21 protein-coding genes are annotated in these 25,720 nt (G+C 59.9%); 8 read left to right on the forward strand and 13 right to left on the reverse strand.

Going from position 1 to position 25,720, the window contains the following annotated elements; translation table 11 throughout:
* Positions 1 to 4 precede the first annotated feature (4 nt).
* Genes QE432_RS00970 through QE432_RS00985 form a run of 4 tightly spaced genes read right to left on the reverse strand, consistent with a single transcriptional unit; the run spans position 5 to position 3,901 of the window.
* Positions 5 to 817, reverse strand: a complete 813-nt coding sequence (locus tag QE432_RS00970) for an ABC transporter ATP-binding protein (RefSeq protein ID WP_065660296.1) — start codon at positions 815 to 817, stop codon at positions 5 to 7.
* Positions 814 to 1,848 carry a FecCD family ABC transporter permease gene (locus tag QE432_RS00975; protein ID WP_065660295.1) on the reverse strand — a complete coding sequence of 345 codons (1,035 nt, stop codon included), beginning with the start codon at positions 1,846 to 1,848 and terminating at the stop codon, positions 814 to 816. Before QE432_RS00975 ends, QE432_RS00970 begins: the two co-directional genes overlap by 4 nt.
* A gap of 2 nt (positions 1,849 to 1,850) precedes the next feature.
* Positions 1,851 to 2,894, reverse strand: a complete 1,044-nt coding sequence (locus QE432_RS00980; RefSeq protein WP_065660294.1) for a FecCD family ABC transporter permease — start codon at positions 2,892 to 2,894, stop codon at positions 1,851 to 1,853.
* Positions 2,891 to 3,901: an iron-siderophore ABC transporter substrate-binding protein gene (locus tag QE432_RS00985; RefSeq protein ID WP_065660293.1), complete on the reverse strand. Its 1,011-nt coding sequence runs from the start codon at positions 3,899 to 3,901 to the stop codon at positions 2,891 to 2,893. Before QE432_RS00985 ends, QE432_RS00980 begins: the two co-directional genes overlap by 4 nt.
* Positions 3,902 to 4,123: 222 nt before the next feature.
* Between QE432_RS00985 and QE432_RS00990 the strand changes: the two genes are divergently transcribed.
* Positions 4,124 to 6,244, forward strand: coding sequence for a TonB-dependent siderophore receptor (locus QE432_RS00990; protein WP_065660292.1), 2,121 nt, complete (start codon positions 4,124 to 4,126; stop codon positions 6,242 to 6,244).
* Positions 6,245 to 6,375: 131 nt separating this feature from the next.
* On the opposite strand, the gene QE432_RS00995 is transcribed toward QE432_RS00990, so the two are convergent.
* Positions 6,376 to 7,269 (reverse strand): helix-turn-helix domain-containing protein, encoded by an 894-nt coding sequence (locus tag QE432_RS00995; RefSeq protein ID WP_198927084.1) that lies wholly within the window; start codon positions 7,267 to 7,269, stop codon positions 6,376 to 6,378.
* Positions 7,270 to 7,513: 244 nt separating this feature from the next.
* Here QE432_RS00995 and QE432_RS01000 point away from each other — a divergent pair, with 244 nt between their 5' ends.
* Positions 7,514 to 7,690, forward strand: coding sequence for a hypothetical protein (locus QE432_RS01000; RefSeq protein ID WP_035200363.1), 177 nt, complete (start codon positions 7,514 to 7,516; stop codon positions 7,688 to 7,690).
* A gap of 56 nt (positions 7,691 to 7,746) precedes the next feature.
* On the opposite strand, the gene katG is transcribed toward QE432_RS01000, so the two are convergent.
* A complete protein-coding gene (katG, locus tag QE432_RS01005) occupies positions 7,747 to 9,918 on the reverse strand; it encodes a catalase/peroxidase HPI (RefSeq protein ID WP_065660291.1) in 2,172 nt (723 codons plus the stop codon).
* Positions 9,919 to 10,134: 216 nt separating this feature from the next.
* On the opposite strand from katG, the gene QE432_RS01010 reads away from it, so the two are divergent.
* Entirely contained in the window at positions 10,135 to 11,055 is a 921-nt protein-coding gene (locus QE432_RS01010) for a hydrogen peroxide-inducible genes activator (RefSeq protein WP_013761123.1), read from the forward strand.
* A gap of 31 nt (positions 11,056 to 11,086) precedes the next feature.
* Here QE432_RS01010 and QE432_RS01015 read toward each other — a convergent pair whose 3' ends face one another.
* From QE432_RS01015 to QE432_RS01025, 3 genes are all read right to left on the reverse strand, one after another.
* The gene (locus tag QE432_RS01015) at positions 11,087 to 12,067 is read right to left on the reverse strand and encodes a DUF535 family protein (RefSeq protein ID WP_065660290.1); all 981 of its coding nucleotides are present in this window, start codon (positions 12,065 to 12,067) and stop codon (positions 11,087 to 11,089) included.
* A 326-nt stretch (positions 12,068 to 12,393) separates the two neighbouring features.
* Complete coding sequence (locus QE432_RS01020; protein ID WP_065660289.1) at positions 12,394 to 13,728, reverse strand: sensor histidine kinase; 1,335 nt, start codon at positions 13,726 to 13,728, stop codon at positions 12,394 to 12,396.
* The gene (locus QE432_RS01025; protein ID WP_004431205.1) at positions 13,725 to 14,399 is read right to left on the reverse strand and encodes a response regulator transcription factor; all 675 of its coding nucleotides are present in this window, start codon (positions 14,397 to 14,399) and stop codon (positions 13,725 to 13,727) included. Before QE432_RS01025 ends, QE432_RS01020 begins: the two co-directional genes overlap by 4 nt.
* 186 nt (positions 14,400 to 14,585) lie before the next feature.
* Here QE432_RS01025 and QE432_RS01030 point away from each other — a divergent pair, with 186 nt between their 5' ends.
* Both QE432_RS01030 and QE432_RS01035 read left to right on the forward strand, forming a co-directional pair.
* A complete protein-coding gene (locus tag QE432_RS01030) occupies positions 14,586 to 15,734 on the forward strand; it encodes an efflux RND transporter periplasmic adaptor subunit (RefSeq protein WP_065660379.1) in 1,149 nt (382 codons plus the stop codon).
* Between the two features lies 1 nt (position 15,735).
* The gene (locus QE432_RS01035) at positions 15,736 to 18,882 is read left to right on the forward strand and encodes an efflux RND transporter permease subunit (protein WP_111801925.1); all 3,147 of its coding nucleotides are present in this window, start codon (positions 15,736 to 15,738) and stop codon (positions 18,880 to 18,882) included.
* A gap of 21 nt (positions 18,883 to 18,903) precedes the next feature.
* Here QE432_RS01035 and QE432_RS01040 read toward each other — a convergent pair whose 3' ends face one another.
* Complete coding sequence (locus QE432_RS01040; RefSeq protein ID WP_065660287.1) at positions 18,904 to 19,446, reverse strand: NUDIX hydrolase; 543 nt, start codon at positions 19,444 to 19,446, stop codon at positions 18,904 to 18,906.
* Positions 19,447 to 19,559: 113 nt separating this feature from the next.
* Here QE432_RS01040 and QE432_RS01045 point away from each other — a divergent pair, with 113 nt between their 5' ends.
* The 3 genes from QE432_RS01045 (at position 19,560) to ku (QE432_RS01055) (ending at position 22,097) form a co-directional block, all read left to right on the forward strand.
* Positions 19,560 to 20,204, forward strand: a complete 645-nt coding sequence (locus QE432_RS01045) for a DUF47 domain-containing protein (protein ID WP_065660286.1) — start codon at positions 19,560 to 19,562, stop codon at positions 20,202 to 20,204.
* Complete coding sequence (locus QE432_RS01050) at positions 20,204 to 21,208, forward strand: inorganic phosphate transporter (RefSeq protein ID WP_004431194.1); 1,005 nt, start codon at positions 20,204 to 20,206, stop codon at positions 21,206 to 21,208. The genes QE432_RS01045 and QE432_RS01050 overlap by 1 nt, the downstream gene beginning before the upstream one ends.
* A gap of 97 nt (positions 21,209 to 21,305) precedes the next feature.
* Entirely contained in the window at positions 21,306 to 22,097 is a 792-nt protein-coding gene (gene ku / locus QE432_RS01055; RefSeq protein ID WP_065660285.1) for a non-homologous end joining protein Ku, read from the forward strand.
* Between the two features lie 3 nt (positions 22,098 to 22,100).
* On the opposite strand, the gene ligD is transcribed toward ku (QE432_RS01055), so the two are convergent.
* Genes ligD through QE432_RS01070 form a run of 3 tightly spaced genes read right to left on the reverse strand, consistent with a single transcriptional unit; the run spans position 22,101 to position 25,708 of the window.
* The gene (gene ligD / locus QE432_RS01060) at positions 22,101 to 24,593 is read right to left on the reverse strand and encodes a DNA ligase D (protein ID WP_113556356.1); all 2,493 of its coding nucleotides are present in this window, start codon (positions 24,591 to 24,593) and stop codon (positions 22,101 to 22,103) included.
* Between the two features lie 3 nt (positions 24,594 to 24,596).
* Entirely contained in the window at positions 24,597 to 25,427 is an 831-nt protein-coding gene (gene ku / locus QE432_RS01065) for a non-homologous end joining protein Ku (RefSeq protein ID WP_019566663.1), read from the reverse strand.
* On the reverse strand, positions 25,424 to 25,708 hold the full coding sequence (locus QE432_RS01070) for a hypothetical protein (protein WP_065660283.1): 285 nt from the start codon (positions 25,706 to 25,708) through the stop codon (positions 25,424 to 25,426). Before QE432_RS01070 ends, ku (QE432_RS01065) begins: the two co-directional genes overlap by 4 nt.
* Positions 25,709 to 25,720 lie beyond the last annotated feature (12 nt).

Below are 25,720 nucleotides of genomic sequence, written 5' to 3' on the forward strand. Positions count from 1 at the left end.
TGGATTATTGCGGCCGTTGCGCCGCCGTCCTGTGCCGCCCGATCGGCAGCATCATTGGTTTGCCCGACGTCGGGTCTTCGATGACACAGCTTTCTATGCCGAAGACGTGCCGCACGTTTTCTTCCGTCAGCACCTCCTCCGGCGTGCCGCAGATATGCAGCTTTCCGCCGGTCATGGCGACCAGATGATCAGCGTAGCGCGCCGCGAGATTGAGATCGTGCAGCACCATGACGATGGTGGTCTGACGGGCATGGTTGAGGTCCGTCAGAAGATCCAGCACTTCCACCTGATGGCTGATGTCGAGGAAGGTGGTGGGTTCGTCGAGCAGCAATATCTCGGTCTCCTGGGCGAGCGCCATGGCGATCCATACGCGTTGCCGTTGCCCGCCGGAGAGTTGGTCCACCGACCGCTCGGCAAGTTCCACCGTATCGGTGGCGACGAGGGCTGCGGCCACGGCCTCATCATCCTGGCGCGACCAACGCGCGAAAAGGCCGTGATGCGGGTGCCGGCCGCGGCTGACCAGATCGGCAACGACAATGCCCTCGGGCGCAATCGGTGACTGCGGCAAAAGACCCATCCGTCTTGCAAGTTCGCGCGAGGGAAGACGGTGGATCGACTTTCCGTCGAGCAGGATCTGACCGGCGCGGGGAGAGATAAGCCGCGACATGCTGCGAAGAAGCGTGGACTTGCCGCAGGCATTGGCACCGACGATGACGGTGATCCGTCCGCGCGGAACGACAAGATCCAGCCCTTCGATGATGAGGCTTTCACCGTATCCGGCCGAAAGACGGTTCACGGAAAGGGAGTGGCTGGTCATAACGAGCCTCCGCTGCGGTTCACCCGCACGATAAGGTAGATCAGATAGGGCGCGCCGAGCGCGCCGGTGACGACGCCGACCGGGTAACGGCCCGGCAGCAGGAACTGGCCGCAATAATCGCCCACCAGCACCAGGGCTGCCCCAACGAGCGCAGCCGGAATGAGCAGCGACCCATTGCTGCCAACGATACGCGCGGCAATCGGCCCGGACAGAAAGGCGACGAAAGCAATCGGCCCCGACACTGCCGTGGCAAAGGCGATCATGCCGACGGCGGCGATAATCACGATGATGCGCGTTCTCCCCACCTGGACCCCAAGCGCCGCGGCCGTATCATCGCCAAGCCTCAATGCCTCGAGATCGCGCGCGCGACTGAGCAGCAGGCCGCCAAAAAGGATGAGCGCGACGAAGAGCGGCAGCGTCTGGGCAAGTTTTGCGCCGTTGACGCTGCCCGTCAGCCAGCGCATCGCCTCCTGCAGCGTCCAGGCCGGTGCAACGGACAGGATATAGGCGATGAAACTTTCGAGCATGGCCGAAACGCCGATGCCGACAAGGATCAGCCGCGTTCCGGCAACCCCGTTGCGGAAGGACAGCAGATAGACCAGCAATGCGACGCCAAGCCCGGCGACGACGGCGAACACCGAAACGAGCGGTCCACTCAGATGCAGGACAACGATGGCAAACACCGCTGCCACGCTTGCGCCGGAACTGATGCCGATAATGTCAGGGCTGGCAAGCGGGTTGCGCAGCATGATCTGGAAGGCGACACCACCCAGCCCGAAGCTCAGACCCGCGAGAACGGAAAGCAGCGCGCGTGGCAGGCGCAACTGCCCGACCGTGAAAGTGACGCCGGCAATGTCCTCTCCGAGCAGCACCCGCAGGACGTCGCCAGGCGGCGTGAAGGATTGTCCCAGCATCAGCGTCAATGCGAAAACCGCGATCAAAAGAGCTGAAAGGGGTGCAATGACAAGGCGACGCCGGCGCTGGCGGTCGTGACGATTGGAAAGCAATGTTTCCATGACGGACGTGTGCATGTTCACAGTTCGCGTACCCGCTGACGTCTGACGATCCAGATGAAGAAAGGTGCGCCGACAAGGGCGGTGACAATACCGACATCGAGTTCGGACGGCCGCGCCACGATGCGCCCGAAAATATCGGCCGCAATCAGCAGACAGGCGCCGCCGAGCGCGGAAAATGGCAGAAGCCAGCGATTGTCGACGCCAACGAGCAGGCGGCAGAGATGCGGAACGACCAGCCCAACGAAACCGATTGGCCCGCAGATGGCAGTCGCCGCGCCGCAGAGGAGGATAGCTCCAAAGGATGCGATGGCTCTCGCGACTACGACATTCTCGCCAAGACCGGCAGCCAACTCATCACCAAGCGCCAGAGAATTCAGCTTGCGTGCCGAAAGAAGGCTGATGGCAAAACCGGCGGCGAGAAACGGCAGCACGGTCTCAATCCGGTCAAAGGTGGCACCACCGACACCGCCGATCTGCCAGGAACGGATGCCGCCGGCAATATCGCTGCGCGGCAGCACGACGGCAATGACGAGTGATGAGAAGGCGACAGAGGTGGCGGCACCGGCCAGAGCGAGTTTCAGCGGCGTTGCCCCACCGCGTCCGAGCGAACCGACGACATAAACGAAAACCGCAGCCGCACCCGCCCCGACAATCGCCGTGATGATAAAGGCCTGCGCCGAGGCAATGCCGAACCAGACGATGGCGATAACGACGGCAAGTGATGCGCCCATATTGACGCCAAGAATACCGGGATCGGCAAGCGGATTGCGCGTAACGCCCTGCATGATGGCGCCAGCTAGCCCGAGCGCTGCCCCGGACAGCAGGGCAAGCAGCGTTCGCGGCAGGCGAACCGCAACAGCCGCTTCCGCCACCGTCTCCACGCGACCGGCAAGCGCTGCCGTGATGTCAACGAACGTGACGTCGCGGGTGCCAATCGCGACGGAAAGCGCACATAGCAGCGCCAGAAGCGCCAGCACGGCGCTGAGCCACGCGGTCCGCATGCGGTTGGAGCGGCCACCTGGCAGCACGGCCGGACCTTTGGCAGGCCCTTCCATTGTCATTTCGCTTTACCGGAGGACTTATCCGCTGCGTTCGCCAGAAGATCGGCGTAGTCCTTCAAAACCCAGGAAATCGACAGCGGTGTGGGATTGGATGCGGTGCCGAGCGGATCACGCCCCAGCATGACGATGGCGTCATCGGCAACGGCGGGCATGCGGGCAAGCAGCGGATCGGCCCGCATCGCCTTGAGCAATGGCTGGCTGCCATAGGTCACGACGATATCGACATCGTCAAAGGCATCGACGCGCTCGGCGCTGACGCCGGCGGCGAATTGCCCCGGTTTCGTCGCCTCCGCCACGCTCTTCGGCGAGGTCAGCCCAAGATCGGTGAAAAATTTCACCCGGCTGTCATTGGCGGTATAAAAATTGACGACACTGAGATTGGTGGCGTCGAGATGGGTGACGAACATCGCAGACTTGCCTTTCAGCTGCGGATGGCCGGCAACCACCTGCGCGATCTCACCTTCGATGCGTTTGATCAGCGCCTCACCTTCCGGCGCCATGCCAAGCCCGGCACTGTTCAGCCGGATCATCTCGCGCCAGTCGGTTGCCCACGGTGACACGGGATAGGCAACGACCGGTGCGATCTGGCTTAGCGTATCGTAGTCGGACTGGCTGAGGCCGGAATAGGCGGCGAGGATGACATCCGGCTGCGTTGCCGCCACGGCCTCGAAATCGATACCATCACCCTCGTCGAACAGAACAGGCTTTGCAGCACCCAATTCAGAAAGCTGCTTCGCTACCCACGGCAGCAATCCATCACCGTCATCATCGCCGAAATTGGCAGCGGCAAAACCGACGGGCACGATGCCGAGCGCCAGCGGCACCTCGTGGTTTGCCCAGGCGACGGTCGCCACACGCTGAGGCGTCCTCGCAATCGTGGTCGTGCCGAAGGCGTGTTTGATGACGACGGGATAGCGCGTCGCCTCTTCCGCCGAGGCAATGGTCGGCGCGATCATCGACAGGAAAAACACGAATGCCGGCGCGAGGCAGCGAAACAGGAAAAGCATGGGCGAAGCTCTCAACGGTTCAAAAGTGGACTTGAACTCTCAGCTTCACATGCCCCCGTCAACCCCGGTGAGGAAATGCCGCCACAACAGTGGTGAAATTTCCGGGGTTTTGTACAAAACCGCAAAAACTTACAATACCGGATAATCTTTCTCAAGTTATTGGGCGCTTCGAGAGCGGGCCGTGGAAGCGGCGATTGGGGCATCAACTTCTGGAATTTAGCAATGAACACTGAAATGAATGGCGTCAACGGCAGGACCGCGCGACTGCGCTACGGGCAGGCAGCCCTTCTTGCCTGCACGGCGCTCGTGACGGTACTGCCCGCTCGTTCGCTGGCGCAGGAGGCCGCCAATACGGGCGGAAGCACGGTTCTCGAGCGCATCACCATCGACAGCGGTGACAATGACCAGAAGTCGATCGTCGCCACCCGCACCACAAGCGGAAGCAAGATGGCAACCGACATTCTCGATACGCCGGCCGCCGTTTCCGTCATCACCGCCAAGGAAATGCAGCAGCGTGGCGTGCAGACCGTGGAAGAAGCCTTGCAATACACGGCAGGTGTGACCGCGGATTTCTACGGCTCGGACGACCGTTTCGACTATTTCAAGATTCGCGGTTTCGACGCCTACACCTATCGCGACGGGCTGACGCTCGGCCGTCCCTTCGGTGCGCTGCGCGAAGAGACCTATGCCTATGAGCGCGTGGAAGTCCTGAAGGGCGGCAATTCCACGACCTTTGGCGTATCCGATCCCGGCGGTTCGGTGAACTACTCGACGAAGGTTCCCAAACGCAGCCGCTTTGGTGAGGCCTATGTGACAGGCGGTTCCTATAGCCGCGCTGAAACCGGCTTCGATTTCGGTGACAACATCACCAGCGACGACACCCTGTCATACCGCCTGACCGGCAAGCTCAGAAATGCCGACGCGGAATATGACTATTCCCGCGACGATGAAAAATTCTTCATGGGCGGCCTGACATGGCGGCCCACCGATGCCACCAGCCTCACCGTCGTTTACGATCATCTCAACAAGGACGGCGTTCCCGGCGGCGGCGGCCATCCGGTCGGCTCGCATTTCGACAGAAGCCGTTTCTTCGGTGAACCGGACTATAATTACCGCGGCACCAACCGCAATTCGCTGAGCGTGATGTTCGACCATGATTTCGGCTCTGGCCTGACGCTGAGTTCGAACGCGCGCTACAGCAAGGCAAACACCGATTTCGGTTATGCGTATATCTCGTCCACACCGACCAATGGCTCGACCATCGCCAACCGTTCCTATTTCGGCAACGAGACCGAAACCGAGAATTTCCTGATCGACACCCGGCTGCAATATGACGCGACGTTCGAAAGCGTCGAAAGCCGCAGCCTTGTCGGCGTTTTTTATAACGACTACTCGTCTGGCAGCAAAAGCTACTTCGGTTCTGCGCCGGACATCAACTGGCTGAACCCGGTCTATACCGGTGCGCCCGCGTCGGTGCCGCTCTACGCCAGCTCGTTGACGGATCAAAAGACAAGGGCAATCTACCTCCAGCAGGACCTGACCTTCTTCGACAGGCTGACCGTCAGCGCCGGTCTGCGCAATGACTGGATCGACACCGACCAGACCAACAGGCTGAACGGCACGACGGCAAGCGGCGACATCAGCGAACTGACAAAGCGCATCGGCGTGTCTTACAAGGTCACGAACGAGATCGCGCCCTATATCAGCTACGCCGAATCCGTGGTGCCGGCCTCGGGCCTGACCGTCGAGCCCGAACGCGGCGAGCAGATCGAGCTTGGCGTGAAGTATCGCCCGGATGCCTTCCCTGCCCTGTTCACGGCATCGATCTACGACCTCAAGAAAAACAATATTACCGTCACCAGCCCGATCACCAGCCTGCCCACCACCATCGGCGAGGTGCGCGTGCGTGGTCTCGACCTCGAGGCCAAGGCGGAGGTTACCGACGAGCTGAGCCTGACGGCGGCCTATTCCTATCTCAACGCGGAAATCACCGAAAACGGCATCGCTGGCAATGTCGGCAACCGCCCGCAATTCGTGCCTGAACATCAGGCCTCGCTTTGGGTAAACTACACGCTGGCCGGCAACGACAAACGCGGCGACATGACCTTCGGGCTCGGCGGACGCTTCACCGGCTCGTATTATTTTGATGACGCGAACAAGGTTTCGACCGGCAGCAGCGTGACCATGGACGCAGCGTTCAGCTACAAAATCCAAGAAACCACCTCGCTGGAGGTGAATGTTTCCAACCTCTTCAACGAGAAGCACGTCTCTTATGGCGGTTTCGGCGCAGACTTCTATAACCCCGGCCGAGCGTTCTCGGCTACGCTGCGCAAGACGTGGTGAGGGTAAGTATATCTCTACTTTTCAACATACTACGTAACCATCCTAACGTTCCACGTCATCACCTGGGGTGACGTGGAACGAAGCTCGAGGCATGCGCCGAACCCGCTCCGCATAGACGGCAAGGCGACCATTCAAAGCAGCCTGTGCATGCGCCGCCAGGCGGCTGGCGTATTGCCCACGGACTGGCGGAAGGCTTTGGTCAAATGGGCCTGATCGGAAAAGCCTAGCTGGGCGGCAATATCGGCCACCGTCAGATCGCCTTCGAGCAACAGTTTCTGGGCAAGGCTTATCCGCCGCTCCAGTTGCCATTGCAGCGGCGTCTTGCCCGTTGTCTGGCGGAACACCGTTGCGAACCAGCTTTCCGAAAGCCCGACGATGTCGGCCATTTCTGCAACCGTCATGCGGTCGTCACCGCGGCTTTCGACACGGAAAAGCAACTTGTTCATCTGCGCCTGCGTCAGCCTGCCATTTACCTGTTCCGGCGAAGATCCGGGAATATCGAGAAGACCGGCGACGATGCTGCCAACAAGGCTTTCCGCATAGACCGCATGTTTCGAAGGCTCGGCGAGTTCATCGACAAGCAGTCCAGCCAGTGTTTCGACCGAACCGATATCCTGTATCTCGACCGGGCGGCGCAAGGCTGTCATCGCCGCCGAACTGCCGACCGATGGCGACAGGAAACGCAGCAGGCGGTCCTTGTGGATATGCAGATTGAGATGCGAAAACCTGTGCGTAGCATTGCTGCTCGTCCACATCGGAACACCGGCCGGCACATAGACCGCCCGCGTCATGGGGCGGGAATGCTGCGTGAACTCGCCGTCGCGGTTGGAAATGCTGATGCGCGACGAGACATCGTTGAAGAATATCATGATACGTGGATCGGCGGCCAGGTAATAACCCTTCGCGCCCATCTGGCTCTCTGCCTCCCAGAAGGCGCTGACGAGCCCGTCCAGCTGGCGCCATTTGACCGGCGCAGTGACGCTGATCCCTTCCGTGTGCCAGGTCATGGAGTGCCAGAAACTCAATGCGGGTACCGTTCAGTTGTCGAGCCGAGGTTGTAAGACATGCGCGTCACGATAACGGCGCCGCACGCTCCACCATATGAGGCCGCAATAACATGACTTATCAATTCATGTTAATAGCAAAGATGGTTGTAATGCAAAACATTGCTGTGCTGCCAGTCGATCCCGCTCCAATGTGAGCCTTGGAACCTCTGCCCCGACCAGCCGTTTGATCTCCAGACAAATGAAATCACGAAGGGAGATCACTATGAACGACAAAAGGGAACCCGGCGATTTCGCCGACAAGAAGCGCGAAGAGCAGGGCCGCGGCGTCATCGTCGCTGGGCCGGATGCGCATGAGAATGAAAAGGGCGGCAAGGCGCCGGGGGATAGTGGCGAAAAGCCATCACCCGAAAAACCGGTTCCATCCTCAGACCGCAGATAGAAAATTGCCCCTCCCTGATCGCTCAGGGAGGGGCTTTTTTGGACTAGTCAGCCTTATCAGACAAGGTCGAAACGGTCGGCGTTCATGACCTTCGTCCAGGCGGCGACGAAATCACGCACGAACTTTTCCTTGTTGTCGTCCTGCGCATAAACTTCCGCATAGGCACGCAGGATGGAGTTGGAGCCGATAACGAGGTCCACGCGGGTCGCCGTATATCGGGTTGCTCCGGACTTGCGATCGCGAATATCATAGAGATTGCCGCCGGTCGGAACCCAGGAATAGGCCATATCCGTCAGCGTTGTGAAGAAATCGGTGGTCAGAGCACCTGGGGTCTGCGTGAACACACCATGCGCTGCGCCGCCGTAATTGGCGCCAATGACGCGCAGGCCACCGATGAGAACGGTCAGTTCCGGCGCCGTGAGGCCCAGAAGCTGAGCGCGGTCCAGCAGCAGTTCTTCGGGGCTGACGACATAGTCCTTCTTCACCCAGTTGCGGAAACCATCCGCCAGCGGCTCGAGCGGCGCAAAGCTGTCTGCATCAGTCTGCTCGGCTGAGGCATCGCCACGACCGGGTGCAAAAGGCACGGCGACATCGAAGCCGGCTGATTTCGCCGCCTGCTCAACACCGTAGTTGCCGGCGAGAACAATGACATCAGCGATGCTGGCGCCAGTCTCACGGGCAATCGGCTCCAACACCGAAAGCACATGGGCCAAACGGGCGGGCTCGTTGCCTTCCCAGTCCTTCTGCGGCGCAAGGCGGATGCGCGCACCATTGGCGCCGCCGCGCTTGTCCGAACCACGGAAGGTACGGGCGCTGTCCCATGCGGTCGAGACCAGATCGGCGACCGCCAGACCGGAAGCGGCGATCTTTGCCTTTACGGCAGCGACATCGTAGCTCGTGGAACCTGCCGGGATGGGATCCTGCCAGATCAGGTCTTCTGCGGGAACATCCGGGCCGAAGTAGCGGGACTTCGGGCCCATGTCGCGGTGGGTCAGCTTGAACCATGCGCGGGCAAAGACCTCGGAGAAGTGGTCCTGGTCATCCTTGAACTTCAGCGAAATCTCGCGGTAGATCGGATCGACCTTCAGGGCCATGTCGGCATCGGTCATCATCGGGATGGTGCGGATCGAGGGATCCTCGACGTCAACAGGCTTGTCCTCTTCGGCAATGGTGATCGGCGCCCACTGGGACGCGCCAGCCGGGCTGTGCGTCAATGTCCACTCATGCTTGAACAGCATGTCGAAGAAGCCGTTGTCCCACTTGGTCGGTTCGCTTGTCCAGGCACCTTCAATACCGGACACCACGGTGTCACGGCCGATGCCGCGACCCTTGGTGTTGATCCAGCCGAGACCCTGATATTCGGGGCCTGCTGCTTCCGGATCGGGGCTGAGGTTGGCGGCGCTGCCGTTGCCGTGCGACTTGCCGATGGTGTGGCCGCCTGCGGTGAGCGCGACGGTTTCTTCGTCATCCATGCCCATGCGGGCAAAGGTTTCGCGCATCTGCGCGGCTGTCGCAAGCGGATCGGACTTGCCGTTGACGCCTTCTGGATTGACGTAGATGAGACCCATCTGCACGGCGGCAAGCGGATTTTCCAGCGTCTCGGGCTTGGTTACGTCACCGTAACGACCATCGCTCGGTGCCAGCCATTCCTTTTCGTCACCCCAATAGGTGTCCTTTTCGGGAGCCCAGATATCCTCGCGGCCGAAGGCGAAACCGAATGTCTTCAGACCCGCGACATCATAAGCGATCGTTCCGGCGAGCGCGATGAGATCGGCCCAGGAAATCTTGTTGCCGTATTTTTTCTTGATCGGCCACAGCAGGCGGCGGCCCTTATCGGTGTTCACATTATCGGGCCAGGAATTGAGCGGTGCAAAGCGCTGGTTGCCGGTGTTGGCACCGCCGCGTCCGTCCGTCACGCGGTAGGAACCGGCCGCATGCCAGGTCACGCGGGCCATCATGCCCACATAGCTGCCCCAGTCGGCCGGCCACCATTCCTGGCTTTCCGTCATCAGGGCGCGCAGATCGGCCTTCAGGGCTTCCACGTCGAGCGACTTTAGCGCTTCGCGGTAATTGAAGGAGGTGCCGAGCGGATTGGTCTTGGTGTCGTGCTGATGCAGGATATCGAGGTTCAGCGCGTTCGGCCACCATTCGGTAACCGATTTACCGGAGGCCGTATTGCCTCCATGCATGACGGGACACTTGCCAGCCGGTTTTGAAGTTGCGTCCATTTCGCCCTCCGATGGGTTTAGTAATTAAACGACATAGTCAATTCGACATGCGCAGCATGTTGGAACCACAGCCCACAGCAGATCATCCTTACGGAAACCGCGCAGTGACGCTGGTGATACCGAACAGCTACATCCTCTTTCTGTCATGACGATGACTAACAGCCAGGTTCCATAATTTCCAATTGTATATTCTAAAGGCTGCGATATGCTCAGCTTATGATTGGACTATCGATGAAACACCTGCGTTATTTCGACGCCTTGGCGAAGATCGGCCATTTCGGGCGGGCGGCGGAGGCATGCGCCATTTCCCAGCCAGCACTTTCGCTACAGATCAGGGAACTGGAAGAGCTGATCGGCGCGCCTCTCGTCGAACGGGGCAGCCGCCAGATAAGGCTGACCGCTCTCGGCGATGAATTCGCCGAACGCACCCGCCTGATCCTGCGTTCGGTGGACGAATTGCAGGATTTGGCGAGGGCAAGGCACGGCCCGCTCAGCGGCCGCCTGCGCATCGGCGTCATTCCAACCGTCGCGCCCTATCTTTTACCGCAGGTCATTAAGACGCTAACCCGGCATTATCCAGGACTGGAAACGCGCCCGCGCGAAGCGGTGACACAGAAACTGATCGAGGACCTTCTGGAAGCCCGGCTGGACATGGCAATCGTCGCGCTTCCGGTGTCTGAAGCGTCGCTGGAAGAGGTTCCGCTGTTTTCCGAGGAATTCATTCTGGTCCGGCCGATGGAGGATGCGGGGATGCCGGTGCCAAGCGCCGGCAAGCTCGGTGAAATGCGCCTGCTGCTGCTCGAGGAAGGCCATTGTTTCCGCAATCAGGCACTGTCTTTCTGCAGTACAACGAACGCGCCGCCGCGCGTGCTGATGGAGGGCAGTTCGCTCTCGACGCTGGTCCAGATGGTAGGCGCCGGCATCGGCGTCACGCTCATTCCGCAGATGGCTGTCGATATGGAAACGCGGCAATCCACCGTCTCGGTATTTCGGCTGGCAGAGCCAAGACCATCCCGCACCATCGGCATGGTGTGGCGCAAGAGCAATCCGCTCTCGGCGCAGTTTACCCACATTGCCGAGATCGTCCGCGAATGCGGCCTGCAAAAACTCGGCCGTGTTGCCGATGCAGCGGCGTGACGGTGTCGAGGGCCAACTCGGATCTGCGGCCTCAACTCTTCACAGCACTACCAGCGTTACCCTCGCAAAGCCGGTCGGCCATGGCAAAAAAGGCAAGCTTCATCTTGCTGCGTTTGTCCGCGCCCTCGAGGGTTGAAACCGGTACCTGAAAACCGAACACGTCGTCCGGCTCGGCGGAACGTTCCCGCCAGAATGCGTCTATGTCGGAAAGCAACATTTTCTGCCGCCGCGCGCGACGATAATTGATCGGATGTCTGGCGTGGGAGACTGCGAAATAGGAACCCGCTTCCGTCTCGATTAGGCCTTGCAGCAGCATCAAAACGGCATCCTTCGGGCGAAGACCCGCAAGGTCGCGCGTTACTGCCACCATCTCCTGCTTTGCGGCGCGTGGCCCCTGCATGCCGCCAACGGCAATCGTCCTGTACCCTCCCCCATCCTGCGTCACGAAGATAAACTTCGTCGTCCACAAGGTGACGTCGTCACGGGTTCTGATCAGCCGAACCGCGAGAGCGCCTTCGTGGCGGCCGCCACATAAATCCGCAAGAGCAAGCGTGCAGCGATATTCGTCAGCACGGCCGCCTATGGTGCCGATTTCGACCGTTTTTCCACTCCAGAGCGCAGCCATAACCTCTCTGGAAAAACAATCGCTGGCGATGACGAAATTCTTCATGAGAAAATCCAGCCGTCTTCCATAAGAGATTTTGCCGACGAGGAATTTCGACAGGGGTTTCTGAAGAAGCTCGTCATGCGGCGGTGGCAGTTTTTGCGTCGCCGAGAACCGGGACAGAAACCGCCACCACCGCAGGGTTACAAGCGGATGAGCCAAAAAACGCATCCAGAAAAGGAAACCCCGTTTCCAGTGGGCGCGCATAGCGAAGGTCGCAACGCTCCAGGCCAGGGGAAAACGGAGGAGTTCCAGCCCATCGCCAGTCATCGTTTGCGCAGCGATGACCGGCTCGGGTTTCGCCGAGTTTTTTTCCGCAGCGAATGCGGCGATTTCAGTATGCGACATCGTAAAATTCCGGGGAGTATGACTGTTTGGACTGGGGCGTGGAGTGATTTGGCCGGGACTGTGCGCGCCCAGGATGAACCGAATATGAAATCGGATTGGTGCTCTGCTGCGATCATTGACGCTACGGCATTGCGCGAGGTTCCGGGCCGGCGACGCGCTTTCTACGCGCCGTCTTCTCGCCGGCAATCCGGAAGAAAACGATCCGGTGGGTGCGTCACTGTGAGTACTCCGGTTGGCACGGTTGATCCCGTGCCCACACATTATGACCGCGAACGTTGCGGCAGCATTACAATCGCCGCGACCGGTCTACAGCGCGCAAAGCGCTATCAGAATCGAACCCGGAACGTGCTTCCAGAGGGGTTGCTTTCCAGCACGATACGGCCGTTATGATTGGCGACGATCTTCTTGACGAGGCTGAGGCCAAGTCCGGCACCCGTGCTTTTCGGCGTGACCCGATAGAAAGGTTCGAATATCCGCTCCTGCTGGTCCTCGGGTATGCCCTGCCCCTCGTCGGAAATCGCGATTTCGCCGTTTGCGAGAACCGAGACATGGATCAGCCCCTTGTTTCCACCATGGTCGATGGCGTTGCGCACGATATTGCTGATGGCGCGCGGCAGGGCGAAGGGGTTGCCTTGCATGTCGTATTTTTCGATCTGCGTTTCGAAGGAGATGTCGTAACCTGCCGAAAGCGCAAGCGGCGCGAGCTCTGCCACCACCGTGCGGGCGATATCGACAAGGTCCACCACCTCGCGCCGGTCGTTCACCTGATCGTTTCGCTCAAAGGCCAGAAGCTGTTCGGCGGTTTCACCGAGCCGCGCGACATCCTCCATCAGGCGCTGCTGGTCCGGTCCGGGCAGGCCCTCTATCCGGGTCTGCATGATTGCAATCGGCGTCCTCAATTCGTGCGCGGCATCGATCAGAAAACGTTGCCGCGCCTGGAACTGCTCTTCGAGCCGCTCGAGAATGCTGTTGAAGGAAACGATCAACGGAACGACTTCGCGTGGCACATCTTTGACAGGAAGCTTCGAACCCGGTCGTCGCGGGTCGATCTCCGGTGCTTTTCTGACGACGGAACTCAGGCCGGCAAGCGCCCGGCGCACAATGTGCGGCACGGAGAAAAACACCGCAGGCAAAAGAACCGCCAGCAGGGGGACATAAATCGGATAGGTGCCGGCAAGAAGCGTCAGAAACGACGCTCGTGCATTTGAGGTTCCGCCGAACATGATCCTGACGGGCCCCGACGTCGTTTCGATACTTTCAGCCGAAGCGACCTCGGATATGCCGCTGCCGCCGCGAATATCGGCGTCCGTCATCAGATGAACGTAGCGTGCCAGTTCTGCATAAACAGCCGGTACGGTGCCGAAGGTGGCCGCGTGACCGTCAGGCGTCGAGACCACGAACCACAACGTCTCATTCTTCGCCTTCAAGGCACGTAATGCCGGCCCCTCGGTAACGACCAGACCCTTTTGCGGATCAAGCGAAAGCGACTCGTCAAGCGTCGCCGACAAATCGTTCCAGAGCCCGATATTGGGCGAGAGCTTCATCACCCCGTAAACGCAGAGCCCGACGATGACGACAGCGATCATGGAGGAGACGACAATGCTGAGCTGCCAGCTCAATTGCCACCACAAGGAGGGATTGGACTTGCCCTGCGCTTTCATGTGTCTTCCCTGAGCAGATAACCGATGCCGCGAATATTATGCACGCTAACCCCGGCCGAAGCGTCAAGCAGGCGTTTGCGCAGTCGCGATATATGCGCATCGAGCGCATTGGACTGGATTTCCTCCTCGTAATTGTAGACGGCGGCCTCAAGGGTCGAGCGCAGCACGGATTTGCCCTTTCGTTTCGCCAGCGTGATGAGGACCATCAGCTCGCGCCTTGGCAGATCAAAGGGAAGCGAGTTGATCGTGACGCTGAGATGAAGCGGATCGATCACGATGCGGCCTGCAGCGATTTGCGACGGGGCGATGCTTGCCGGCCTTCTCAAAACCGCGCGCAGCCGCGCCAGCAGTTCGCCGACAAGAAACGGCTTGCCAAGATAGTCGTCGGCGCCGCCATTCAGCCCCTCGATCCGCTCCTCCGGTTCATTCATCGCCGTCAATAAGATGATCGGCGTATCGATACCGGCGCGGCGCAGCTTTGGAATGAAGGTAAGTCCCTCCCCGTCCGGCAGACGACGGTCGAGCAGAATCGCATCATAGACATGCTGGCGCGCCAGCTCCATCGCATCGCCGAGCCGCATCGTATGGTCGATGACGATCCCCTGCTTGCCGAGCGTCGTCGACAGCGCATCCGCCATTTCCTTTTCGTCCTCAATCAACAGAAGTCTCATTTGCCACCGTCCCTTCGCCCCCTCCTTGTCTGCCAGAAAGGTTGCGACAGTATTGCGGCGCAGAAGATGCGGGCGGGTAATGCTGCTGCAATTATGAACACTTATCCAGAAGCCATCAGCCTGCAAGACAGGCGACATGACCGCTCGATCGGTCACAGGATGAGTTTTGCCTGGAAGGATTATGTTATGTGGGTGAAAAGAACGATCAAGGCGGGGATCGCGCTTGCGGGCTGCGCTCTCGTCGTCACGGCTCTCGATCCGGCGCGCGGAAGCGTCGATGCGAACGAGCGCGTCAAGGGGATCGTGGCGTCAACCTCGATGAGCCCGGCCGGTATCCCGTTCGAACTGACGGCTGCGGAAATCGCAAGGATCGGCACACGAGCGATGGCGGAGCGGCTCAGCATCAGTGGCGAACTTCAGCCGGTCAGCCGTGTCGTGATCCGCGCCCGCGAGGCTGGAAAAATTCTGGATATGAATGTCCGGGACGGGCAGGCGGTGCGGGCGGGCGACCTGCTGGTACGGTTCGAAACCGAGGAACTGCAATCGACTCTCCTGCTGCGGCAGAGCGACCGGGATGCGGCCGAGGCCGAACTCACACTGGCGATGCAGGCCCTCACCCGAACCGAACAGCTAGCGTCAAAAAACATCGCATCGGCTGAACAGCTCGACAAGGCGAAGAGCGATGTCGTTGTGAAAACGGCAAGGCTTCAGAGCCTTTCGGCGCAGGTGGATATCGCCCGCCTTGCCCTTCGCAATGCCGAAATCCGCGCGCCTTTTGATGGCACCATTACCCGCCGGCAGGCAGAAGCCGGCTCCCGCGTCAGTGCCGATGGTGAACTCATGACGCTGGTCGATAAAAGCATGCTTGAGGCGAAGGTTCTCGTTGCCACGCGCGACATCCCACGTGTCGCCGTTGGCCAGACCGCCGAACTCGATATTGACGGCATCGGCGGCCAGCCTCTCAGAAGCACCGTTGAGCGCATCAGCCCGGTTGCCGAAGACGGGACGCGCTTTGTCGCCGTCTATCTCCGGCTTGCCAACCGCGACGGCCGGCTGTGGGGAGGAATGTTCGCCAGCGGGTCCATCCTCGTGCGCGAAAAAAACGATGCGCTTGTCGTTCCTGCAATCGCGCTTCGCAAAGACGAAACCGGCTACCATGTTCTTAAAGTCCTGAACGGCCATCTTCGCCGCCAGACGGTGGCGGTGGGATCGCGCTGGAACGATGGCAGCCTGATCGAGATAGGCGCCGGTCTAGAGGACGGTGAGACGATCCTGACCGCACCGCTTCCCGAATTGCAGCCCGACATGGCTGTTACGGTCGACAAGGCAGGCTGAGATGTTTCTGACCCGCATATCCGTCTCCCACCCCGTTTTCGCCACCATGATGATGGTGGCGCTTCTGGTCATGGGTCTTTTCTCGTTGCAGCGGCTGGGGCTCGACCTCTACCCCAATGTCGACGTTCCGGTCGTCGTGGTGTCCACCGCTTATCCGGGCGCCACGCCGGAAACGGTGGAGACAGAATTGACGCGCCCGGTCGAGGATGCGCTGAACGCCATCGGCGGTCTGGACGAGATCACGTCAACCTCCTACGAGGGACGCTCTGTCGTCGTCGCAAAATTCAAGCTCGAGGTTAAGAGCGCGACCGCGGCACAGGACGTGCGCGACAAGATCGCCGCCATCGACGCGAATTTCCCGCAAGAGGCCAAAAAGCCGGTCATATCCCGGTTCGATCCCGCCGCCGAGCCTATCCTGTCGGTGGCGATAAGCTCGACGTCGCTCGACATACCCGCACTCACCACCCTTGCCGACCAAAGGGTGCTGCGGCAACTGACGACCGTTCCCGGTGTCGGGCAGGCAACGCTGGTCGGCGCCCGCAAGCGGCAGATCGACATTGTGATCGACGATACCCGCATGCGCGCGCTTGGGATCGGCATTAACGAGGTGGTAAGCGCGCTACGCACCGGCAACAGCAACAGCCCGGCTGGAAGCCTTGTCGATACCGTTTCCGAACGCACGATCCAGGTCCAGGGCCGCATCGCAGAACCGCAGGCGCTGCTGGACATGGTCGTAGCCCGGAGCGGTGGCGCAGCCATTTATCTTCGCGACATCGCCGCACTCTCCGAAGGGGCTGCCGACCCCGAAAACCGTGCCCTCTATAATGGCCAGACTGCGCTGGCGATCGACATCGTCAAGGTTCAGGGTGCCAACACGGTTCAGGTTGTCGCGGATGTGAGAAAGCGCCTGGACGCCCTCAATGCCGACCTTGTTCCGCAAAACGTGCAATTGCGGGTCATTACGGACACATCCATTCCCATCCGGGAATCCGTCACGCAGGTGCAGACGACGTTGATAGAAGGGGCGGCACTTGCCGTGGCCATCGTCTTCCTGTTCCTCAATTCCTGGCGCAGCACCGTCATCACCGGACTGACGCTGCCGATTGCGATCATCGGCACGCTGGCGGTCATTGACGTTATGGGCTTCACGCTCAATACACTGAGCCTCCTGGCGCTGACGCTTTCCATCGGCATTCTGGTGGATGACGCCATCGTTGTGCGCGAAAACATCACCCGTCACCTTCACATGGGGAAATCCCATATCCGCGCAGCACTCGACGGCACGAACGAAATCGGACTTGCGGTTATCGCGACAACGGCGACAATCGTGGCGGTCTTCCTGCCCGTCGCTTTCATGGACGGCATCGTCGGTCGGTTCTTCTATGAATTCGGCATCACCGTTTCAGCTGCCGTGCTGATCTCGCTTTTCGTCGCCTTCACGCTCGATCCGATGCTGTCGAGCGTCTGGTACGATCCGGATGCGCAACCCAACGCCCCGCGCGGGCCGGTGGGCCGGCTGATCGCCCGTTTCGATCACGGCTTCGAATCGCTCGCCGATCAGTATCGGCACGTGATCGGTTGGACATTGCACCACCGCCTCGTCACCCTGCTCGTCACATCAGGCATTTTTGTCGGCAGCCTGCTCATGGTGCCGTTGGTCGGTGCGGAATTCGTCCCGAATACGGATGAAGGCCGCTTCCAGATCAACGTCACGGCACCGGTCGGCTCCTCGCTGGATTACACCACGGCGAAGGTGCGGCAGGTCGAGAAGGCACTCCAGGAATTCCCGGAAGTCGAGATGCTCTATTCCACCGTCAATACCGGCGGCACCGTCGGCAAACATCGCGCCGCCGTTCTGGTGGGACTGGTGCCGCTGGAGATGCGCACCCGAACTCCGGTCACGCTGGCCGATCCGATCCGCAAACGCCTGTCGGCCATATCGGGCATAGAGGTCGCGATCCTGCAAAACGGTCTTGGCGGTGGCGAAAGCCCCGTCCAGCTCAGCATTCTTGGCGACGACCGGGCGATCCTCGAAAAGATCGCCGACGGTCTGATGGAAGACATGAAAAAAATCCCCGGCCTCGTGGATGTGACCTCAAGCACCCGCGACGTGACCTCCATCCTTTCGGTACGCCTGAAACGCGAGGCGGCAAGCGATCTCGGCATTTCCCGATCCGATCTTGCCGCAGCGCTCTCGCCGCTCATCGCCGGTGAGGACGTGTCGAAATGGACGGATGCGGGCGGTAACAGCTACGACATCGTCGTGCGCCTGCCCGGCGAGCGGCGTGCCGACACGGCGAGGATCAGCGAGTTGATGATCGCCACCAGCCGCACGGCATCCAACGGCTCGCCCCTGTTGGTACGTCTGGATCAGGTCGCCGATATCACCACCGTGGAAGCACCCGCCGAAATCCGCCGCATCGACAATCGCCGCGAGGTGCTGGTTTCGGCCAACATATCCGAACGAGCGCTTGGCGAAGTGACAGACGTTTTGAAAACCCTTACCGCCGCCCGCGACCTGCCGGACGGCTACCGTATCCGCTTCGGCGGCGACGCCGAAACCATGGAGGAGACGGTTGGCCACATGGTAATTGCGCTCGCAATGGCGGTCATCTTCATCTACATCGTGCTCGCCTCGCAATTCGGCAGTTTCCTGCAACCGCTCGCCATCATGGCGTCGCTGCCGCTGTCTCTCATCGGCGTCCTCGTCGGGCTCTTGGTTGCCGGCAGCACGATCAACATGTTCTCGCTGATCGGCTTCATCATGCTGATGGGCCTCGTTACAAAGAACGGCATCCTGCTTGTCGATTTCGCCAACCGCGAAAGGAAGCGTGGACTTTCGCTCAACGAAGCGCTGGCGAGCGCCGGCATCATCCGCTTCCGCCCGATCATCATGACGACGCTTGCGATGATTTTCGGCATGATTCCGCTCGGGCTGGCTGTTGGCGGTGGCGGGGCGCAGCGCGCGCCGATGGCGCACGCAGTAATCGGCGGCCTCATCAGCTCCACCCTGCTCACCCTGATCGTCGTGCCAACAATCCTGTCTTACATCGACAGCATCACCCGGCGTTTCGCCCGCCTGCTACCGAAGGCACCGGACGAGATGGGGGAGACGGGATCGACCGAACGTCCATCTTCACCATCCTAGGTTCGCCGGTGACGTTTGCCGTTAGGACTTTTCTTCGGTCAGGCGTTTCCTCTTCCCCCTCGGGCGGAAGTCGACCAGAAGCGATTTCAGTTCGATTTCCCGGACGCGCCTTGCTGCCTCGTCCGGGCGAACCCATTCCAGAAGGCGTTCGCCGCGCTCCTTGAAACTCGTTTCCTCCCCGGTGATCTCGATCTGGAAGACATCGACAACGCAGGGAACGACATCGCCGTTGTCGAGCATCTTGAGATAGGTGTAGCGGCCAACGGCGTCCTTCCTCACGCGGCCACGAACGCCCGCTTCCTCCCACGCCTCGATCGCGGCAGCCTCATGCGGCTTCTTGCGTTTCATCGGCCAGCCGCGCGGAATGATCCAGCGTGCGCTGGTGCGGGAGGTGACGACGAGGATTTCGACCTCTTCGCCGCTTCCGGTATAACGGAAGCATAAGGCGGCATATTGCTGCCGGAAAGAGCCGGTGAACAGCTTTTCAGGAACAGCAGCAAGTTGCTGAAGCAATGTCAGGGAACGCGCCGGACGGGCTTTCCGGCTTTTCTTCATGGATTTCATATCCGTTGATACTGCCGATTTTCCGGGTTGCATCAATGCCCCGCGTGCATTTATGACAGTTTTATGACAATCACCCCCCACAACTAATAAAGCGCCATTGAGGGCCAATTCGCATGATGAGCATTTTTCGCAAGCTGATGCCGCGCGAGGACCGTTTCTTCGACATGTTTAGCAAACATTCGGAAACGGTCGTCAAAGCCGCCGCAGCTCTGGACCACCTTCTGAGCGGCGTCGACGTTGAGAAAAACTGCGACCTTATCGTCGCCCTCGAAGACCAGGCGGATGATATTACCCGCGACGTTCTGCTTGCGGTGCGCCGCAGCTTCATAACGCCCTTTGATCGTGGCGATATCAAGGACCTCATCCAGTCCATGGATGACGCCATCGACATGATGCACAAGACCGTCAAGACGATCCGGCTGTTCGAGCAAACCGAATTCGACCCGCTGATGCGCGAGATGGGCCACGAGATCGTGCGTGCGGCAAGCCTCATCGCCGAAGCCATCCCGCTTCTGGAAAAGGTCGGCACCAATGCCCAGCGCCTGTCGGTGATTGCCGAAGAGGTTACCCGCGTCGAAGGGCGCTCCGACGAGCTTCATGACCAGGGCCTGAAGGACCTCTTCCGGCGCCATGGTGCGACCGGCAATGCCATGGCCTATATGATCGGCAGCGAGATCTACGGCGAACTCGAAAAGGTCGTCGACCGCTTCGAGGACGTGGCGAACGAGATCAGCGGCATCGTTATCGAGAACGTCTGATGGATGTCGCGCTTGCACTGCCACTGCTTGTCGGCCTTATCGCCATCGCGCTGTTCTTTGATTTTCTGAACGGTCTCCACGACGCCGCAAATTCCATCGCCACCATCGTCTCCACCCGTGTATTGCGCCCGCAATATGCGGTGGCATGGGCGGCCTTTTTCAATTTCATCGCCTTCCTGTTCTTCGGCCTGCATGTGGCCGAAACGCTCGGAACCGGCATCATCGATCCGGCCATCGTCTCCCCGCAGGTCATCTTCGCGGCATTGATGGGCGCCATCGTCTGGAATATCGTCACCTGGATTTTCGGCATTCCCTCCAGCTCGTCACATGCCTTGATCGGCGGTCTCGTCGGTGCGGGCTTTGCGAAGGTCGGTTTCAATTCCATCGTCTGGTCGGGTCTTCTGAAAACCGTGGGCGCGATCTTCATGTCGCCGGCCATCGGCTTTTTCCTGGCACTGCTGCTGGTGCTTGCCGTCTCCTGGCTGTTCGTGCGCCAGACACCCTTCGCCGTGGATCGTACCTTCCGCATCATGCAGTTCATTTCCGCCTCGCTCTATTCGCTCGGCCACGGCGGCAATGACGCACAGAAGACCATGGGCATCATCGCTGTGCTGCTGTTCAGCCAGGGGCATCTTGGAGAGAGCTTCTACGTGCCGTTCTGGGTGGTGATCTCGTGCCAGTCGGCCATGGCGCTCGGCACACTGTTCGGCGGCTGGCGCATCGTGCACACCATGGGGTCGAAAATCACCAGGCTGAACCCGATGCAGGGGTTCTGCGCCGAAACCGGCGGTGCGCTGACACTTTTCGGCGCGACGTGGCTCGGCATTCCGGTGTCCACCACCCATACGATCACCGGCGCCATCATCGGCGTCGGTGCCGCACGTCGCGTCTCGGCGGTGCGTTGGGGCCTTGCGGGCAATATCGTCATTGCCTGGGTCGTGACCATGCCGGCCGCTGCCCTGATATCCGCATCTGTCTATGGTCTTACATCGTTGTTCGGCTGAGACAGAGTACTGCCCTCTCTGCCAAAGCTCCCGGAACAAAAGCCACCCTGTGGTTGTTGATCCGGGAGACAACAGGCGACAAGGCGGATCGCGGATCATGGCACGGCAGGTTTTCTGGAAGGGCTATCTGAAGCTGTCGCTGGTGACGGCCGCAGTTTCGCTGACGCCTGCCACAACCGAAAGCAACAAATACCGCTTCCACGTTCTCAACCGCAAAACCGGTAATCGCGTCGAAAGCCGATATGTCGACAGCGTTACCCACAAGCCGGTGGCCGCAAAGAACCAGGTGAAGGGGTTTCCCCGCGCCGAAGACGATTATGTGTTGCTGGAGGATGACGAGATCGATGCGGTCGCGCTCGAAAGCACCCGCACCATCGACATACAGACCTTCGTACCCACAGGTTCTATCGACTGGATATGGTACGACCGGCCGCACTTCCTGCGCCCGGAAGACAAGATCGGCACGGAAGCCTTCAGCGTGATCCGGGAAGCCATGCGGGCAAACGGCGTTGTCGGCATTGCGCGGCTTGTTCTCTATCGCCGCGAAAGAGCGGTTCTGCTGGAACCGTCAGGCAAGGGCATCATTCTGTGGACCCTGCACTATGGCGAGGAAGTGCGCGAAAGCATCGACGCGCTGGATCCGAAGATGAAATTCGAAAAGCCGCTGCTGGACGCGATGGAAAAACGCATCGGCAAACAGATGACGGGATGGAAACCGGCGCTGGTTCAGGATCCGATCCAGAAAAAGATCAGCGCTTTGCTGAAAACCAAGAGCAAGACCGTCTCTTCCCCGGAAAAGAAGACCGGCACGAAAACCCGGACCGGCGGCAACGTCATCAACATCATGGATGCCTTGAAGAAAAGCCTTGCCTCGGACAAGAAAGGCTGACGCTCATCGGGCCTTTTTCGGCAGGGGTCGCGCGGCAGCGAAAAAGCCGTCCCATGGATCCTTCTTCAGGGCAGAAAGGCGCGCGCCGATATTGCTGACCGTGAAGTGTGCCGGACCTATCTCATCTGAGAGTTCCGCCCATTCGATTGGCGCTGAAATGGCGGCTCCCGGTCGGGCACGTGTCGAATAGGGCGCAACAGCCGTATTGCCCCTGCCATTACGCAGATAGTCGAGGAAGATGCGGCCTTGGCGTTTCGCTTTGGTTGCCACCGCAAGATATTTCTCCGGCTCCGCCTTGGCCATGTCATCCGCCATGGTCTTTGCAAAGGCCTTCAAGGCCGGCCATCCCGCTTCCGGTTTCAAGGGTGCCACGACATGCAACCCCTTGCCGCCGGAGGTTTTCACGAAAGCGGCCAGACCGGCATCTTCGAAACGCCGCTTCAGTTCCAGTGCCGCGCCGATTACCTCCTGCCATGACACGTCCTCGCCGGGGTCTATATCCATGGTGATCATGTCAGGCTTTTCCCAGTTCGCGGTTGTCGCCCCCCATGGGTGAATTTCAAGCGCAGCGGACTGGACCAGGGCCATCATGCCATCGAAATCCGTAATCCTGATAAGCGGTTCCCCGCCCTTGTCCTTCGGATCCTTGATCTGTTCTATCGCCTTGTTCACACCGCGCCAGGCGTGTTTCTGGAAGAAACGCTGACCATCGATCCCTTCAGGACAACGCAGCAGCGCCAGAGGCCGGTTGACGACAAAGGGGGCCATATAGCGCCAGACCTGCGTGTAATAATCGGCAAGCCCTTCCTTGGTCACGCCATCGCCCGGCCAATAAAGCCGTTCCGGATGGGTGAACTTGATCTTTGACTGCGGCGTCCCTTGTTCCGACACTGCCTTATCCTCGCGTTCGATTTCACCCGCCGGCTTGTCTTCCCGCAAGCCGCGGAATGATGCATGGCGCAGATTGCCATCTCCGGACCAAGCACGAAACTCTACTTCTGCAACCAGTTCCGGCTTAACGAAATGCAGGTCGCGGCGCGCAAGTGCCGTGAGCTTTTCGCCGAAAGGGCTGTCATCGATGCCCAGCGGCTTCAGGCGGCCAAGCAGCATTTCGGCAATGTCAGCGGTATAGCCGGTGCCGACGCGGCCGACATGACGCAGGTTGCCTTCCTCATAAACGCCGAGCGCCAGTGAGCCGATGGCATTGTCCGACGCGGATGACAGCGTGTAGCCGCCGATGACGAACTCCTGCCGCATCGAGCATTTGGATTTCACCCAGTTACCCTTGCGGCCCGAGACGTATTTGCTGTCCTTGACCTTGGAGATGACGCCCTCGAGGCTGAGGCGGCAGGCATGATCGAGAACAAGCCCGCCGCTTTCCTCGAAATGTTCGCTGTAGCGAAGATGCGGGTTGCTGGCGGGCAGCAGCTTTTCCAGTAGCGCCTTGCGATCCGTCAGCGCCGCCCCGCGCAAATCCGTGCCATCCAGGTACAGGAGATCGAAGGCATAAAAAACGAAGCGGTCGCTGCGCCCTTCGCTCAAGTCCTGTTGCAAGGCTGAGAAATCCGAGGCGCCGCTGTCCCGTTCCACCACGATTTCGCCGTCGATCATCAGCGTTTCGGCCGGCAGCGACTTGAGCGCTCCCGCCACGGCATCGCCGAACTTTTCGGTCCAGTCCAGTCCGCTACGGGTCAGAAGCTGGAGTTTGCCGTGGTCGATACGGACCTGCAGGCGATAGCCGTCGAACTTGATCTCATGCAGCCAGCGGGAGCCTTCCGGTGGCTTGGGTTTCAGCGTTGCAAGTGCCGGCGGCACGAAGGATGGCAGCGCCTGTTTGCGGGCACCTTTCGGCAGGGCATGCGCCTGTTTTTGGCCCGAGGACGAACTAACGGTCTTTCTCGATACGGGCTTCGAATTCCAGGTGTCCTTCGGCTTGGCGGCAACTTCTTCAACACTTCGGCCAGTCTTCACGGATTGCGGCCGCTCCTCCAGAATATCGTCGCCACCATCATGCCTTGCCTCTTCGTCGTCGCCCTTGATCAGCAGCCAGTTTTCACGGCTTTCATCGGGCTTTCCATGCATACGTACAAGATGCCAGCGGCCTCTAAGCTTTTCGCCCTCCAGTTCAAATTCGAGATGGCCTTTGCGGTAGCCTTTCTTCGCGTCGCCAATCGGGCGCCAGACACCACGATCCCAAACAATCACGGTGCCGCCGCCATATTGACCTTTCGGGATTACGCCTTCGAAGTCGCCGTAGCTTAGAGGGTGGTCCTCGACATGCACCGCAAGGCGCTTGTCCTCCGGGTCAAGGCTCGGCCCGCGGGTTACCGCCCAGCTTTTGAGGACGCCGTCCATCTCCAGCCGGAAATCATAATGCAGTCGGCGGGCATCGTGCTTCTGTACGACGAAACTGGATCCCTTTGCGTCGACCTTGTCGCCCTTCGGCTCCGGCGTCTTGTCGAAACTGCGCTTGGCGTTATAGCTCTGCAAACCCATGGATCAGCTCGCTTTCCGGGAGGATTTGCGCCCCGCACCAGCGGTAGATTTTCCGCTGTCGCCGTCACCGGCGCTGCGGCGCAAAGCCTCCTTCAAGTCGATGATGTTATCTTGCTTGCGCGGCGGCTGTTTGCTGATTTCCCTGCCCTCGATCTTCGCCTTCACCAGTTCCGCCAGCGCATCATTGTAACGATCGGTATATTCCGCGGGATCGAATGTGCCTGCCCGTTTCCCGATGATGTGACCGGCGAGTTCAAGCATCTCTTCATCGAACTGAATATCGGGAATGGACTTGAAAACGGTGGTTTGCGAGCGAACCTCGTAGCCGAAATTCAAGGTCGTCGCCACGAGCGCCTTGCCGCTTGGACGGATCAACAGCACGCGGTTTCGGCGAAAGAGTACCGCTTCGCCAAGTGCCGAGACCTTCTCGTCGTCCATGGCTTTTGCCAGCAGCGTCAAAGCCTCTTCGCCACCTTCCTGCGTCGGCGCCAGATAATAGGATTTGTCGAAATAGAGCTTGTCGATCTCGTCGTGGCTCAGAAAATGCCTGATGCGGATGACCTTGTCGTTTTCCGGCATCAGCGTTGCGATCTCATCTCCCTCGATGACGATATGGTCGCCATTGTCGAGTTCATATCCCTTAACCTGATCCTCGCGGTCGACAGCGTCGCCGGTATCGCTATCGACATATTGCCGTTCGACGCGATGGCCGGTCTTTCGGTTGACGATGTTGAAGGAGATCTTTTCCGATGAAGTGAGCGCGGAATAGAGACCGATTTCACAGTTGAAATCGCCGAATGTCAGATGACCCTTCCAGCTCGCTCTCCGGTTCATGATCGCCGCCCATGGTCGTCTTGAGAGGATTGGCCTCTGCCCCGGTCCGCAGCAAGGATACGCTCGATAGCGGGAACGTCCGCATCGGCCAGCACCGGCACAGGGTCGGATGCCATCGCCTCCAGCACCTCAGGCGAAAGCCCGCCATTGCGGATGACCCATTCCATGGCTTCGCGCGTTTGCCGCTCGGCCTTCAGCTGCGCATAAAGCGCCAGTATCAGCCGGTCGCGGACATCGAAGGGCTTCACATCTCTGTCTGAACGTTCTGTCTGTCGTTTCATGTCAAGTCCTCA

This window comes from Agrobacterium sp. SORGH_AS_0745, assembly GCF_030818995.1.
GTDB lineage: Bacteria > Pseudomonadota > Alphaproteobacteria > Rhizobiales > Rhizobiaceae > Agrobacterium > Agrobacterium tumefaciens.